Annotated in this window: 14 protein-coding genes; 5 read left to right on the forward strand and 9 right to left on the reverse strand. The window is 38.0% G+C overall.

Annotation, left to right across the window (positions count from 1 at the left end):
- Nucleotides 1–14: 14 nt before the first annotated feature.
- The 3 genes from pyc to V2145_RS12660 all read right to left on the reverse strand — a co-directional run bounded on the left by pyc (nt 15) and on the right by V2145_RS12660 (nt 5205).
- The gene (gene pyc, locus V2145_RS12650; RefSeq protein ID WP_442956784.1) at nt 15–3464 is read right to left on the reverse strand and encodes a pyruvate carboxylase; all 3450 of its coding nucleotides are present in this window, start codon (nt 3462–3464) and stop codon (nt 15–17) included.
- 135 nt (nt 3465–3599) lie between these two features.
- On the reverse strand, nt 3600–4790 hold the full coding sequence (locus tag V2145_RS12655; RefSeq protein ID WP_330987816.1) for an FtsW/RodA/SpoVE family cell cycle protein: 1191 nt from the start codon (nt 4788–4790) through the stop codon (nt 3600–3602).
- A gap of 148 nt (nt 4791–4938) precedes the next feature.
- Nucleotides 4939–5205, reverse strand: coding sequence for a YlaN family protein (locus tag V2145_RS12660; protein ID WP_373688708.1), 267 nt, complete (start codon nt 5203–5205; stop codon nt 4939–4941).
- Nucleotides 5206–5479: 274 nt separating this feature from the next.
- On the opposite strand from V2145_RS12660, the gene V2145_RS12665 reads away from it, so the two are divergent.
- Nucleotides 5480–5977: a hypothetical protein gene (locus V2145_RS12665; RefSeq protein WP_094911524.1), complete on the forward strand. Its 498-nt coding sequence runs from the start codon at nt 5480–5482 to the stop codon at nt 5975–5977.
- Between the two features lie 47 nt (nt 5978–6024).
- Here V2145_RS12665 and V2145_RS12670 read toward each other — a convergent pair whose 3' ends face one another.
- Nucleotides 6025–7353 (reverse strand): PhoH family protein, encoded by a 1329-nt coding sequence (locus V2145_RS12670; RefSeq protein ID WP_025909109.1) that lies wholly within the window; start codon nt 7351–7353, stop codon nt 6025–6027.
- A gap of 216 nt (nt 7354–7569) precedes the next feature.
- Here V2145_RS12670 and V2145_RS12675 point away from each other — a divergent pair, with 216 nt between their 5' ends.
- Nucleotides 7570–8169 carry a YhcN/YlaJ family sporulation lipoprotein gene (locus tag V2145_RS12675; RefSeq protein ID WP_094911525.1) on the forward strand — a complete coding sequence of 200 codons (600 nt, stop codon included), beginning with the start codon at nt 7570–7572 and terminating at the stop codon, nt 8167–8169.
- Nucleotides 8170–8192: 23 nt separating this feature from the next.
- Here the strand turns inward: V2145_RS12675 and V2145_RS12680 are convergent, their stop codons facing one another.
- Nucleotides 8193–8648 (reverse strand): pyridoxamine 5'-phosphate oxidase family protein, encoded by a 456-nt coding sequence (locus tag V2145_RS12680; protein ID WP_094911526.1) that lies wholly within the window; start codon nt 8646–8648, stop codon nt 8193–8195.
- A 250-nt stretch (nt 8649–8898) separates the two neighbouring features.
- Between V2145_RS12680 and V2145_RS12685 the strand changes: the two genes are divergently transcribed.
- Both V2145_RS12685 and V2145_RS12690 read left to right on the forward strand, forming a co-directional pair.
- Nucleotides 8899–9099: a YlaI family protein gene (locus V2145_RS12685; protein ID WP_094911527.1), complete on the forward strand. Its 201-nt coding sequence runs from the start codon at nt 8899–8901 to the stop codon at nt 9097–9099.
- Nucleotides 9100–9101: 2 nt separating this feature from the next.
- A complete protein-coding gene (locus V2145_RS12690; RefSeq protein WP_131886962.1) occupies nt 9102–9533 on the forward strand; it encodes a hypothetical protein in 432 nt (143 codons plus the stop codon).
- Nucleotides 9534–9552: 19 nt separating this feature from the next.
- On the opposite strand, the gene V2145_RS12695 is transcribed toward V2145_RS12690, so the two are convergent.
- Together V2145_RS12695 and typA are read right to left on the reverse strand one after the other, a co-directional pair.
- Nucleotides 9553–9870, reverse strand: a complete 318-nt coding sequence (locus V2145_RS12695; protein ID WP_025909114.1) for a YlaH-like family protein — start codon at nt 9868–9870, stop codon at nt 9553–9555.
- 160 nt (nt 9871–10030) lie between these two features.
- The gene (typA, locus tag V2145_RS12700; RefSeq protein WP_094911530.1) at nt 10031–11869 is read right to left on the reverse strand and encodes a translational GTPase TypA; all 1839 of its coding nucleotides are present in this window, start codon (nt 11867–11869) and stop codon (nt 10031–10033) included.
- Nucleotides 11870–11982: 113 nt separating this feature from the next.
- Here typA and V2145_RS12705 point away from each other — a divergent pair, with 113 nt between their 5' ends.
- Complete coding sequence (locus V2145_RS12705; protein ID WP_311858662.1) at nt 11983–12168, forward strand: YlaF family protein; 186 nt, start codon at nt 11983–11985, stop codon at nt 12166–12168.
- Between the two features lie 67 nt (nt 12169–12235).
- On the opposite strand, the gene V2145_RS12710 is transcribed toward V2145_RS12705, so the two are convergent.
- Together V2145_RS12710 and V2145_RS12715 are read right to left on the reverse strand one after the other, a co-directional pair.
- Nucleotides 12236–13039, reverse strand: coding sequence for an inositol monophosphatase family protein (locus tag V2145_RS12710; RefSeq protein ID WP_094911532.1), 804 nt, complete (start codon nt 13037–13039; stop codon nt 12236–12238).
- 162 nt (nt 13040–13201) lie between these two features.
- Nucleotides 13202–13387: a hypothetical protein gene (locus tag V2145_RS12715; protein WP_094911533.1), complete on the reverse strand. Its 186-nt coding sequence runs from the start codon at nt 13385–13387 to the stop codon at nt 13202–13204.
- Nucleotides 13388–13528 lie beyond the last annotated feature (141 nt).

Here is a 13528-nt window from a genome sequence, read left to right on the forward strand (position 1 = left end):
TGCTCGTACTTTTTTTAGCTTTCAAATTCAACAAGTAAGTCGCCTGGTTGAATCGCCTCTCCACTTCCTACATGAATATTTTTCACAATACCATCAAACGGTGCTTGTACCGTTGTTTCCATTTTCATTGCTTCTGTAATCATGAGGTGGTCACCTTTTGATACCTTATCACCTTTTTCAACAATAACGCGAATGACTGTTCCAGGCATAGATGCTCCAATTTGATTTGGATTTGTTGGATCAGCCTTCATTTTTGATACAACCGTTGTCTTCACACTTTCATCTTTAATGACAACTTCACGAGGTTGACCATTCAATTCAAAGTAGATTGTACGATTACCGTCAGCTTGCGCTTCTCCGATTGATACAAGGCGAACAATTAATGTTTTCCCTTTTTCAATTTCAATTTCAGCCTCTTCTCCAAGGCGCATTCCATATAAGAAAGTAGCCGTATCAAGTACGGAAATATCACCATATTGCTCAACGGCTTTGTGATAATCCATAAATACTTTCGGATATAAAGCATAGGCTAAGGCATCAAAGCTTGTAACTTGACGTCCTAACTCATGGAATAGCTTTTCCTTAAGGGCATTAAAATCAACATCTTCTAACAGTTCACCCGGACGCACCGTAATTGGCTTTTTACCTTTTAAAATAATTTGTTGAAGCTGCTCAGGGAACCCACCGTGTGGTTGACCTAAATACCCCTCAAATAATTCAATAACTGAATCAGGGAAGTCTAATGATTCACCACGTTCAAATAGCGTTTCTTCCGTTAAGTTATTTTGAACCATAAACAGAGCCATGTCTCCTACAACTTTGGAAGAAGGCGTTACTTTGACAATATCACCAAATAACTGGTTCACACGTGAATACATGTCTTTTACTTCATCCCAGCGGTTTCCAAGACCAACTGCTTTCGCCTGCTGTTGAAGGTTGCTGTATTGACCACCTGGCATTTCATGAACATAAACTTCCGTATGTGGAGCATTCATGCCACTTTCAAAATCTTGATAGTACTTACGTACATCTTCCCAATAGTAAGATAGCTGTTCAAGGTTTTGGATGTCTAATTTCGGCTTACGCTCCGTTCCTTCTAAAGCGTAATATAACGAATTGGCACTTGGCTGCGATGTTAAACCTGCCATTGCGCTTACTGCTACGTCCACAATATCAACGCCTGCTTCAATTGCCTTGGCATATGTTAGAATCCCGTTTCCGCTCGTATCATGCGTGTGAAGATGAATTGGAATATCCACCGTTTCTTTTAATGCAGATACTAAATCGTAAGCTGCTTGAGGCTTTAATAAACCTGCCATATCTTTAATCCCTAAGATATGGGCCCCAGATTGCTCTAGTTCTTTTGCAAGATTTTTGTAGTACGTTAAATCATACTTGCGACGAGATGGATCTAAAATATCGCCCGTATAGCACATTGCTGCTTCGGCAATTTTACCTGTTTGTCGTACGGAATCAATCGCTAACGTCATACCTTCAACCCAGTTTAAGCTATCAAAAATTCGGAACACGTCAATTCCTGCATACGCTGATTTTTCTACAAACTCTTTAATAACGTTATCAGGATAGTTTTTATATCCTACAGCGTTTGACGCACGCAGTAGCATTTGGAATAAAACATTTGGCGCCTCTTGACGGAGCGTCAATAAACGATCCCAAGGGTCTTCTTTCAAAAAGCGATACGCTACATCAAACGTCGCTCCTCCCCACATTTCAAGAGAAAATAAATCCGGTAAGAGTCTTGCTGTTGGATTAGCAATTTGTTTTAAGTCATTTGTACGCACACGTGTTGCTAGTAAAGACTGGTGTCCATCTCGGAACGTGGTATCTGTCAAAAGTACTTCCTTACGCTCCTTCACCCAGTTAACAAGCCCTTCAGCACCTTGTTCATCTAAGATTTGCTTCGTTCCATTTGGTACTGGCATCGATAAGTCTAATTGAGGAACGCGAGGTTTTGTGAAGATTGGTTTTTTCTTTTCAGCTACCCCTGGGAAACCGTTAACCGTAACATTTCCAATGTACGTTAGCATTTTAGTACCACGGTCTTTACGCTTAGGAAATACAAATAATTCTGGCGTAGTATCAATAAAGGACGTATCGTATGCTCCCGTTAAGAACTTTTCATGTTTGACCACGTTCTCAAGGAACGGAATATTTGTTTTAATACCACGAATTCGAAATTCTTTTAAGTTACGAACCATTTTAGACGCTGCTTGATCAAACGTTAAGGCCCACGTTGTTACTTTTACAAGAAGAGAATCGTAGTAAGGCGTAATGACTGCTCCTTGGAAGCTATTGCCCGTGTCAAGACGCACGCCAAATCCACCGCCTGAACGATACGCCATAATCTTACCCGTATCTGGCATAAAGTTGTTTAGTGGATCTTCTGTTGTTACACGAGATTGAATAGCATAACCATGCGTGATAATTTCTTCTTGTTTCGGTATTGCAACAACATCACTATGAAGATCATAACCATCTGCAATTAAAATTTGAGATTGAACGATATCAACACCTGTAATCATTTCTGTAATAGTGTGTTCCACCTGTACCCGAGGGTTTACTTCAATAAAGTAAAACTCCTTACCTGAAACTAAGAACTCTACAGTACCCGCATTTATGTAGCTCACGTTAGCCATAAGCTGTACCGCAGCATCACAAATTTGATCGCGAAGGTCTTCACTTAGCGACAAGCTTGGTGCAACTTCTACTACCTTTTGATGGCGACGCTGTACGGAACAATCACGCTCATATAAATGAACAACATTTCCGCTGTGATCCCCTAAAATCTGCACTTCAATATGTTTTGGGTTTTCAACAAGCGTTTCCACATATACCTCGTCGCTTCCAAATGCAGCTTTCGCTTCTGACTTAGCACGTTCATACGATTCTGCTAGGCTTGCTTCATCGCGAACGACGCGCATGCCGCGACCGCCTCCACCTAAAGCTGCTTTAATCATGAGAGGATACCCGTGCTGTGCAGCAAATTCTTTTGCTTCATCTAATGAATCAATTGGTCCATCCGTTCCTGGAATGACAGGGATATTGGCTTGAATTGCTTGATGACGAGCTTTTACTTTATCTCCAAACATATCTAAATGCTTAGACTTTGGTCCAATAAATATAATGCCCTCTTCTTCACAACGTTTTGCAAATTGGATATTTTCTGACAAAAAACCGTAGCCAGGGTGTATCGCATCAACATCATGTAGCTTTGCCGTTTTAATAATATCTTCGATGTCTAAATATGCATCGATTGGTTTTTTACCCATACCAACCAAATATGCTTCATCTGCTTTGTATCGGTGATAGGAACCCGCATCTTCTTTTGAATAAATTGCCACCGTTCGAATATTTAGCTCCGTACAAGCTCGAAATACTCGAATTGCGATTTCTCCACGATTTGCAACTAGTACTTTTTTTATTTTTTTAGTTACCAGACTCACATCGAATTCTCCCTTCAATCTTTATATAAACTTCAATATATAGCAAAATTGGATAAAAGAAAAGCAAAAATGAACGGAAAGTTATAAATTACCCGTTCATTTTTGCTTTTTTGAGATGATATATATATCCGAATGTTAAGATAAGTCAGGATTAGCATTATTCGGATAAGAAACAACATTGTTCGCCTTTTTGCTATTTTTTTCTTGATAGTTAACAAAGAACGAAATATTAACGACAATCCCCATTGCAATCATTAAACTCAGCAGCGAAGATCCACCATAGCTGATAAACGGAAGCGTTACGCCCGTAATCGGAATAAGGCCGGTTAAACCACCTAGATTGATAAACGCTTGAATTCCAAGCATGGTTGCTACACCGATACAAATAAGGCTAGCAAAAGGGTCGGTTGATCGTTTGGCAAGGGTCAGAATGCGATAGATTAAAAAGCCTAGTAAACCTAAAACAAGAAATACGCCAAAGAAACCAAGCTCTTCTGCAATAACCGCCATGATAAAATCGGTATGTGACTCTGGGAGATAGCCATACTTCTGCACGCTTTCACCCAGACCAAGCCCTTTTAAGCCACCAGAACCGATAGCTAAATAAGAATTTACAAGCTGATACCCCACACCTTGTGCGTGTTGAAATGGATCTGATGCTCCTGTAAAACGTCCGACACGATTTTCAGTCACTTGCCCTGTTAACACACCAATTGTTCCCATTATAGTTAACATGACAATCCCTAATAAAATAAGCTTAAAAAATGTTTTTCGAGATATGCCCGAACAAAGCATGATTGCAACAGCAATAATTAAAATAATCATACCTGTTCCTAAATCAGGTTGAATTGCTACGAATATGAATATACCCATTGTTAAGCCAATCGGGCCAATAAAAGCACGCTTAATATCATTTATGTATTCTTGGCGTTTTCCTAATACAAGCGCTAAGTATAAAATAACCGTTAATTTGGCAAACTCAGCGGGCTGTAAACTCGCTCCAGCTAACTTCAACCAGCTCTGAGCGCCTCCTGCCGTATGTCCCATTAAAAACACAAGCCCCAAGAGCCCAAACGTAGCAAGAACAGCTAAAGGTAGAAGCTTTTGGTACAGCTTGTACGGGAATAAAATGGTTGCTAAAAATACGATTCCCGCAATGATAAGCCAGCCTTTTTGTTTAACATAGAAAAAATCACTGTCCTGTCCATATCGCGTAATACTCGTAATCATGCTAGAGCTGTATACCATCACGAGGCCAATGGTGCAAAGGAGCGCAATGGTAATAATGATAGAATAATCATAGTGCTTAAAGATTTTTTTTAGCATAAACCTCTTCCTTTAAACGTTAATAAGTGATGCCTTTACTCATTTTACTATATATTATCTGCTTTCGCTTTTCTCACGTGAGAATGTAAACGAGCTGTAACAAAAAACTCAAACTATCCTTCTAATAGTTTGAGTTTCACCGTGTGTTTTATTTTTTTGTAAACGCTTCATGCAATGCAGAAAGTTCACGCTCAAGTCGATCTAGCAATGTTTTTCCGACATGCTCATCAATTAAATTTAAACGAACTGCAAAATCAATTTCTCTTGATAAACCAAACATTTGTGTATCTAAAACCTCTTCGTAAAGAGGACATTGTGGCATTGTTAAGTTATCCATTTGAACTTGAATTAATTGCAAAATCTTATCTGCATCAGCTTTTAACAATGCATAAGCTTTTTCACGATGATCTATCATTGTCTCAGGCGTCAAACTCAATCCCTCCGTTTCCGAGCGATTACCTAATCTATCTCTTAATAGTAAGGCTTTACTCGTAAAAAAGCAAGAACTAACATGCATGTCATCAGACCTACGAATTCTCTTACAAATTACGCGTATTATTCATCGCAACTCTCGCTTTATTAATATAGATTTATTATAGCACATTCTATTTTAGTACTTCTACCAAAATCCCGAGTATGGATGACAAATTACAAGAAAGCGCTTATACTTTTAGTAAGGAGGCGTTTTTATGAATTCAATTATTTCGCTACATGGGAAAGTACGTTATCCCCTTACGTTAGATCCTGGAGTTTGGATTTTTGATGATCGAAAAGTAGACTTAACTACTTTTTTTGATATTGAAATCGAAAACGTAGATGAAAATGAACAATACACAAAGGCTGTTTCAAAACATTGGGATCGAGAAATTCAAGAAGGAGCCGTATTCCCACCGACTTTAAAAACAGAAAAAAAATACGAAAAACAAAAATTATTGAACGGTACGTTCGGTATCTCTTTTGCTCCTTTTTTGAAAAATGCTGAGCCTCTAGAAGGTGCAACAGCCGTTACGTTTGTAACAGCTAATCAGTCCGTTAGCTACCCACTAGAAGAGGCTAAAACGCTTATTTTTGGTTTTAGCAAAAATGGAAAGCCATTAACAGAAGATGGCCCAGTACATGTTTATGAGCGCGACGGCTCTAACCGCAACAAACCGCTTACGTACTTAAAAGAAATTATTATTACATAATGAACGAGCGCGCAGACTGGAAAAGCTGCGCGCTCATTTTTCTCTACTTATAAAATATCAGCAGCTAGCTGTGCGAGACCTGAACGTTCCCCTTTAACTAGCCTTACATGACCTGATATTTTCTGTTCTTTAAATTTTTCAACTACATATGTTAATCCATTATTGTATTCATCAAGATATGGATGATCTATTTGAGCAGGGTCACCCATCAGCACAATTTTACTCTTTTCACCAACGCGGGTTAAAATTGTTTTAACCTCATGCTTTGTTAAGTTTTGTGCTTCGTCAATGATAATGAATTGTTCTGGAATACTTCTTCCTCTAATATACGTAAGGGCTTCTACCTCAATTGAACTAAGGCCCGCTAGGATAGCATCCAGTTCCCCAGGTTTTTTTGTGTTAAATAAATACTCTAAATTATCATAAATCGGCTGCATCCATGGTCGAAGCTTTTCTTGCTTTTCACCTGGTAAAAAACCTAAGTCTTTTCCTACCGGTACAATTGGACGTGCAACCAACAACTTCTTAAAGCAACCTAAATCTTCTGTTTGCATTAATCCTGATGCTAAAGCTAATAACGTTTTACCGGTTCCAGCTTTTCCAATAAGGGTAACAAGCTGAACATCATCTCGTAAAAGTAATTCAAGGGCCATGATTTGTTGAACATTTCGCGGCTTAATTCCCCAAATATGGTCATATTCAAAGAGAAGTTTTTTTACTTTTGTAGCGGTTTGATCTACGATACCAATAGCCGAACCTGAACCTCCAAATGCATCTTTCATAACGAGAAATTGGTTTGGAAAGAATGGATGATTTGCAATTTGAGACGTGAGAATCTCCCCATTCTCATAGAAATGATTTAACACTTCTCTAGGAATATACACTTCCACAAATCCTGTATATATACTGTTAAACTCGACAACTCGATCGCTTAAGAAGTCCTCTGCTTTCAAACCGATCGCATCGGCCTTCACGCGTACCAATACATCTTTACTAACAAGAATAACTTCACGACCATCTTCCTTGGTTTCCTCTTCGAGCGACAAATTTTTTGCCACCGCTAAAATACGATTATCATTTGTTTTCTCTACAAAGATTTCCTGTAGTTGATGAAATGAACGGTGGTTGAGCTCAATTCGTAAATGTCCCCCATTTTCCAAAGGAATTTTCTCATGTAATTTCCCATGTTGACGCAAGTTATCAATGAGCTTTGATACTTGTCTCGCATTCCTTCCAACCTCATCCATATTTCTCTTTTTTGAATCTACTTCTTCTAATACTACAGCTGGTATTACAACTTCATTATCATCAAATGAAAAGATTGAATGCGGATCTTGCAATAACACATTTGTATCTAAAACGTAGATTTTTCCCAACAACTCAGCCTCCTACTCCATTTGGTTTCCAGTTAAGGAGTGTAACAAGGAATCCATTCACTTTTATCTTATGTAAACCGCACGCGTGAAGTTCGAGTGAATGGACGGACCATTTGCTTTAAATATATGAACATATGCATAAAGATAGAAGAACTATTGAAAACTAAACACAAATTGCTACAAAAAATGAGCCATTACCAAAGGAGGTATCTCCCAATGAAAAAAGGATTACTTATTGCTAGCTTAGCTTTTTTTGCAATAGCAGGTTGTAACAACAATCAATCACAGATTGAAGAAGGACAAAAAACAGACCGCATCGTTCAGGTGAAAAACTCAACGCCTGAAACTACAACAAAACGCTCTGCTGGGCAAATTTCTCAGCATCTTGTAGGCTTAGCAACAAGCGTTCCAAACGTAAATGATGCCACTGTTATTGTGTTAGGAAAATATGCAATCGTTGGTATTGATGTAAATAATGAAATTGATCGCTCCGAAGTAAGTTCGATTAAATATACGGTAGCAGAAAGCTTAAAAGCAGACCCATACGGAGCAAATTCCGTTGTTATTGCCGATCCTGATACCGTAACGCGATTAAAAGAAATTGCCAGAGAAATTAGACGTGGTCGACCAGTTACAGGCTTTCTCGATGAACTTGCTGCCATCGTAAATCGCGTGATGCCAGAAGTAGCGGAAGAAATTCGCCGTAATCCAGAACCTACTAAAACAAATGATGAAAAGTTAAACAATGAGCAGCAGCAACAATTACGAGATAAGCAAGAAAAACAATCAAATCATCATCTTCAAAAGAATGAATAAGGAATGGACAAGCTTAGTTTATGCTAAGCTTGTTTTAATGCACTCATTACCTGTTTATCTAATTTAGAAGCAGCTATTGGATCATACGTTTTTTCATAAGTCGGATTGACAGAGATTTTAGACCCATAAAACATAACATCCCTTACTTCTTTTATGCTTACTTCAATCAGCGCCAGCTTAATTGGAACGTCTTCCATTCGCTTTTGCGCAACAACTGCCTGTCCTTTGATAGCGTAGCAAGATTCATTTGCAATTAAATTAATAACAACATCCTTACACTGCGAAATATCTTTAACCATTCGGGACTTGCTTGCGACAGCAAAACGGATGATTTCATTGGTTGGAGCATAAATCCATGAAATGGCACTTACATTTGGTCCTTTTGTTTCGTAATCAACGGTTGAAACTGTTACAAAACGTTCTGCTTGTAGCTCTTCGTACAGTGCTTCGACTAAACTGGATTCAACTTCATTTGCCATTTATATCCCTCCCCCCGTTTATGTATACTTACTTGTTTTCTAGACAGAGAATCCTTTTACCTGCTTACTTTTCCTTGTTTTCAAAACTTTTACATTGGTGAACTATTCCGGGCACTTATCTTTAGATTACGCCGTTTATACGCTTAAAGATAAATGCTTTACGTTAAAATAATGACTAAATACATTTTACAGCTTTATAAACAACGTACTTTGGGCTAGAATGTTGTATAGAGAAAAAGAGGTGAGACAGATGAGAGTAAAATGTGTTCTATGCGATAAAATTGAATCAATTGAGGATGAAACGGTTGTAGCAAAAAGACTTCGTAATCGTCCTATACATACATATATGTGCAATGAATGCTCAGAACGTATTGAAGAGCGTACAAAAGAACGAATTGCTACCGGAAACTTTAAGCTATATCAATCCAAACAAACGGAGGAGGACTGGTAAGCATGTTTTATAAAGGAATGGTTGTAGGAGTAATAAGCGGCACTGTGCTAGGTTTGATCTTAAAATGGATAGAGCAGCTGACGTCTAAAAAGGTTTATACACTCTTGTTAAACGTCGATTTTATCCCCTTTATAGGAGACATTAAATGGTCTGAATGGATTGAATTTTGTTTTCATCTAGTCATTGCAGTAGTTATTGGAATTGTTTTTATGTGGATTCAAAATCGATTTCATTACTTATCTTCAGGCCGCATGCTTATTGTAGCCATTTTTTTAACTTTACCTACCATTCCTTTATATTTTCCTCTTACAGCTTTAGCGATTAAAGATACTCCACGTATTGATGACATGTTGGCTTTCTTCTATTGGACGGTGGGCCATATTCTTTTTGCTCTGTCTTTATGGATATGTAGCTTCATTTATAAAAGCCGCTAAGATTTGTGCTTAGCGGCTTTTACATATTTATCGTTGAGTCTTCTTTTTTAGATTGATACAGCCGAATCTTATAAATAATTAAAATAAGCGCTGCCACAACTAACCCTTCTGCTACAGGCAAAAAGATACCTAAAAACGTAAGAACAGTACAGCCGAATCCTAAAAACAAGTAAATGATAATGGATTTTAAAAGAGGCAATTTTTTCGCAAACCCCAATTTATATACAACAATTGACAGCAATAAAATCGTAAGATAAAGCATCCACATTCCCACATCCGAGTTCTTATCAACACGATATAAAGCTGCAAAAAAAGACAGACGATCTTCTACGTTCACCCTAGTTTCCCTCCTTCTATGTCATTCTACCAACGTCTCGTTTTTGAGGTAGACTTCTTTTCTTATCAACATATACAATATTCGACAATAAAGGGTTTTTCACCTCTATAAAAAGCAAAAAAGTTGCTAGAGCATAGCGCTTTAGCAACTTTTTTACTGCTTATTTCATATCAGCATATTTTTTCTTTTTCGCGATTTTTTCACGCTCGTTTTTATCTAGAATCTTTTTACGTAAACGAATAGATTCTGGCGTAATTTCACAATACTCATCATCGTTTAAGTATTCAAGAGATTGTTCTAAAGACATGATACGAGGCTTTTTCATACCTGTTGTTTGATCTTTATTAGCTGAACGCATATTTGTCATTTGTTTCATTTTACAAATGTTAACAACAAGATCATTTTCGCGCGTATGCTCACCAACGATCATTCCTTCATAAACTTCCGTACCTGGCTCTAAGAAGATTGTACCGCGGTCTTCTACACCTTGGATTCCGTAAGTTGATGATTTCCCTGTTTCCATTGATACAAGTACACCTTGACGACGTCCGCCAACTTGACCAGCTTGCATTGGCTGATAGCTATCAAATGAGTGGTTGATGATACCAAAACCACGAGTTAATGATAAGAACTCTGTTGTATATCCAATTAATCCACGAGCTGGTACCATGAAAATAAGGCGAACTTGCCCATTTCCGTTGTTAATCATATCAACCATTTCACCTTTACGAGCACCCATAGATTCCATAATAGAACCAGTATGCTCTTCTGGTACGTCGATTTGAACGCGCTCTACAGGCTCACAGCGTACGCCATCAATTTCACGTACAATTACTTCTGGTTTTGACACCTGAATTTCATAGCCTTCACGACGCATATTTTCAATTAAAATAGATAAATGAAGCTCACCGCGTCCTGATACAACCCATACGTCTGGAGAGTCCGTGTTTTCAACACGAAGACTTACGTCTGTCTCAAGTTCAGACATTAAGCGCTCTTCAATTTTACGAGATGTAACAAATTTACCTTCACGTCCTGCAAACGGTGAATTGTTTACTAGGAACGTCATTTGTAATGTCGGCTCATCGATACGTAATACTGGAAGTGCTTCTTGATGTTCTGACGGACAAACCGTTTCACCCACGTTAATGTCTTCCATTCCCGATACGGCAATTAGATCTCCAGCTTTTGCTTCTTCGATTTCTACACGCTTTAATCCTAGGAAACCGAACATCTTCGTTACGCGGAATTGCTTAACTGAACCATCAAGCTTCATTAAAGCAACTTGCTGTCCTACTTTCATTGTTCCGCGGAATACGCGTCCTACTCCAATACGACCAACGTAATCGTTATAATCAAGCATCGCTACTTGGAATTGAAGCGGCTCTTCGCTGTTGTCAACTGGTGCTGGAATGTGTTCAACAATTGCATCAAATAATGCTTCCATGTTGTCATCTTGCTTCTCAGGATCTACGCTTGCAGTTCCGTTAATTGCTGATGCGTATACAACTGGGAATTCAATTTGCTCTTCGCTTGCACCTAACTCAATAAATAAGTCAATCACTTCATCAACAACTTCAGTTGGACGAGCAAAGTCACGGTCAATTTTGTTTACAACAACAATTGGTGTTAATTTTTGTTCTAATGCTTTCTTTAATACAAAACGTGTTTGAGGCATACAACCTTCGTACGCATCAACAACAAGTAGAACACCGTCTACCATTTTCATAATACGTTCAACTTCTCCACCGAAGTCGGCATGTCCTGGCGTATCCATGATATTGATACGCGTATCTTTATAATTAATAGCTGTATTTTTAGCTAAAATTGTAATTCCACGCTCACGCTCTAGGTCATTTGAGTCCATCGCACGCTCTTCCACGTGCTCGTTTGTACGGAAAGTTCCGGACTGATGTAATAATTTATCTACTAACGTTGTTTTCCCATGGTCTACATGGGCAATAATGGCAATATTACGTAAATCTTTACGAATGTTCACGCATTTCACTCCTATGCTTGTAATAACTAAGCTATTATATCACACTAAATCTAGAATTGCTGAATGATTTTGTTGTACACTATACTTATTGAATAAATTTGGGAGGAATCAACATGAAAAACATTAAGTGGGTATTTGTTTTATATGCAATGCTAGCAACGTTCTCAATTATGGCAATTGGTATATTTATCGGGGAAGGAAGCGCTATCGGTGTAATTGGATCTCTCGTTGTCCTCGTTGCAATTATGGGCTTCGGATTTACAACGAAAAAGAAAATGCGTGAAAAAAATCAGCTATAATTTTTTTCTAAATGAGAGAGAAAAAACGAAACACCCTTGGAACAATTTTATTCTAAGGGTGTTTTTTTTAGCCTTTATACTTAGAAAGATACGTAGACAAAATTTCTTCGTGTAAACCCGGCTTTGCGACAAATACACTGCTTCTGTCTAAAATATCTAAAGGCTTCCCTTTTAAATCGGTTACGACGCCCCCCAGCTCCTCAATTAAAATTTTCCCTGCTGCGAAGTCCCACGGCGCTAAGCGCATCGTAATATAAGCGTCTAACCTTCCTGATGCAACATATGCAAGTTCAATCGCTGCGGACCCATACGACCTTGTTCCTCTCACACGTGTTACCAGAGGTGAAAGCACAGATGGATCGATTCTTCTGTTTTCCGTTACCCACGTTGCGTTTAAGCTGACAATAGACTCTTCAATGCTAACTTGCTTCAAAGGCGGTAGCTGTTGATCATTTATATATGCTCCCTTCCCTTTTCTAGCATGGTACAGCTCATCATGTACAACATCATATATGAATCCAGCTTGTCCAACTCCATTTTCAAAAATACCTACGGAAATAGCAAAATTTCGCTGTTGATGAACAAAGTTCATCGTTCCATCAATCGGATCAATGACCCAAATAACCCCCTCAGATGTTTCAATTTTTTCGCCATACCCTTCCTCACCTAAGATACGATGGTCTGGAAATACTTCTTTAATCTTCGAAATAAAGAACTGTTCAATATCTTTATCCATATTGGTAACTAAATCATTAGGGTTTGATTTTGTTTCAATCATGAGCTCTCTACTAAAAGAAGCTTTAATTCGATTACCTGCTTCTTTAATCCATTGCTTTGCATATGTATCAACTTGATTCCAAAAATCGCTCATTTATTATTCCCCCTCTTTTTAGATGTCTTATATTAAGCTTAAAAAAACGATTGCAAGATGTCAATTCACAGAACAAAGGAGAGAAGTACTCTCCCTTCTCTCCATTCCCTTTACTATTATATTCGCCAGTTTTTTCTACTCTCATTCCAGAGTAAGCTATCTTTATTGCAGAGCAATCATTTCTTGACGAAGCTTTTCTAGCTTTTGTTTGCACTGATTCTTTTTCTCTTCATTATTTTCAACCATTGCCTCATAAAGCGTAGCTAATTCGTAATCAAGCTCTAATCGAATAACTCCTAGTCTCTTTTGCCCATCATTCTTCTTATACATATTCACCACTTGTTTCATTGATGAAACACCCCTCTCAATAATAATGAATGGTCTCCAAACGGCTTCAATAAAACTAAATTTTCAGAATTTTATTAGATTAGTATAGTCTATGTTGAAGCACAATTTCATGTAACTAAATTGTGTGATTACCTATAAAAA

Source organism: Priestia sp. GS2 (assembly GCF_036409025.1).
Classification (GTDB): Bacteria; Bacillota; Bacilli; order Bacillales; family Bacillaceae_H; genus Priestia; species Priestia aryabhattai_A.

What these genes read in the sequence shown, in the direction of transcription:
- V2145_RS12680 (WP_094911526.1), bottom strand. Translation starts at nt 8,648, where the DNA reads ATGGCAAATGAAGTTGAATCCAGTTTAGTCGAAGCACTGTACGAAGAG.
- V2145_RS12705 (WP_311858662.1), top strand. Translation starts at nt 11,983, where the DNA reads ATGAAAAACATTAAGTGGGTATTTGTTTTATATGCAATGCTAGCAACG.
- V2145_RS12715 (WP_094911533.1), bottom strand. Translation starts at nt 13,387, where the DNA reads ATGAAACAAGTGGTGAATATGTATAAGAAGAATGATGGGCAAAAGAGA.
- V2145_RS12710 (WP_094911532.1), bottom strand. Translation starts at nt 13,039, where the DNA reads ATGAGCGATTTTTGGAATCAAGTTGATACATATGCAAAGCAATGGATT.
- V2145_RS12655 (WP_330987816.1), bottom strand. Translation starts at nt 4,790, where the DNA reads ATGCTAAAAAAAATCTTTAAGCACTATGATTATTCTATCATTATTACC.
- V2145_RS12690 (WP_131886962.1), top strand. Translation starts at nt 9,102, where the DNA reads ATGTTTTATAAAGGAATGGTTGTAGGAGTAATAAGCGGCACTGTGCTA.
- V2145_RS12675 (WP_094911525.1), top strand. Translation starts at nt 7,570, where the DNA reads ATGAAAAAAGGATTACTTATTGCTAGCTTAGCTTTTTTTGCAATAGCA.
- V2145_RS12665 (WP_094911524.1), top strand. Translation starts at nt 5,480, where the DNA reads ATGAATTCAATTATTTCGCTACATGGGAAAGTACGTTATCCCCTTACG.
- V2145_RS12660 (WP_373688708.1), bottom strand. Translation starts at nt 5,205, where the DNA reads ATGATAGATCATCGTGAAAAAGCTTATGCATTGTTAAAAGCTGATGCA.
- V2145_RS12685 (WP_094911527.1), top strand. Translation starts at nt 8,899, where the DNA reads ATGAGAGTAAAATGTGTTCTATGCGATAAAATTGAATCAATTGAGGAT.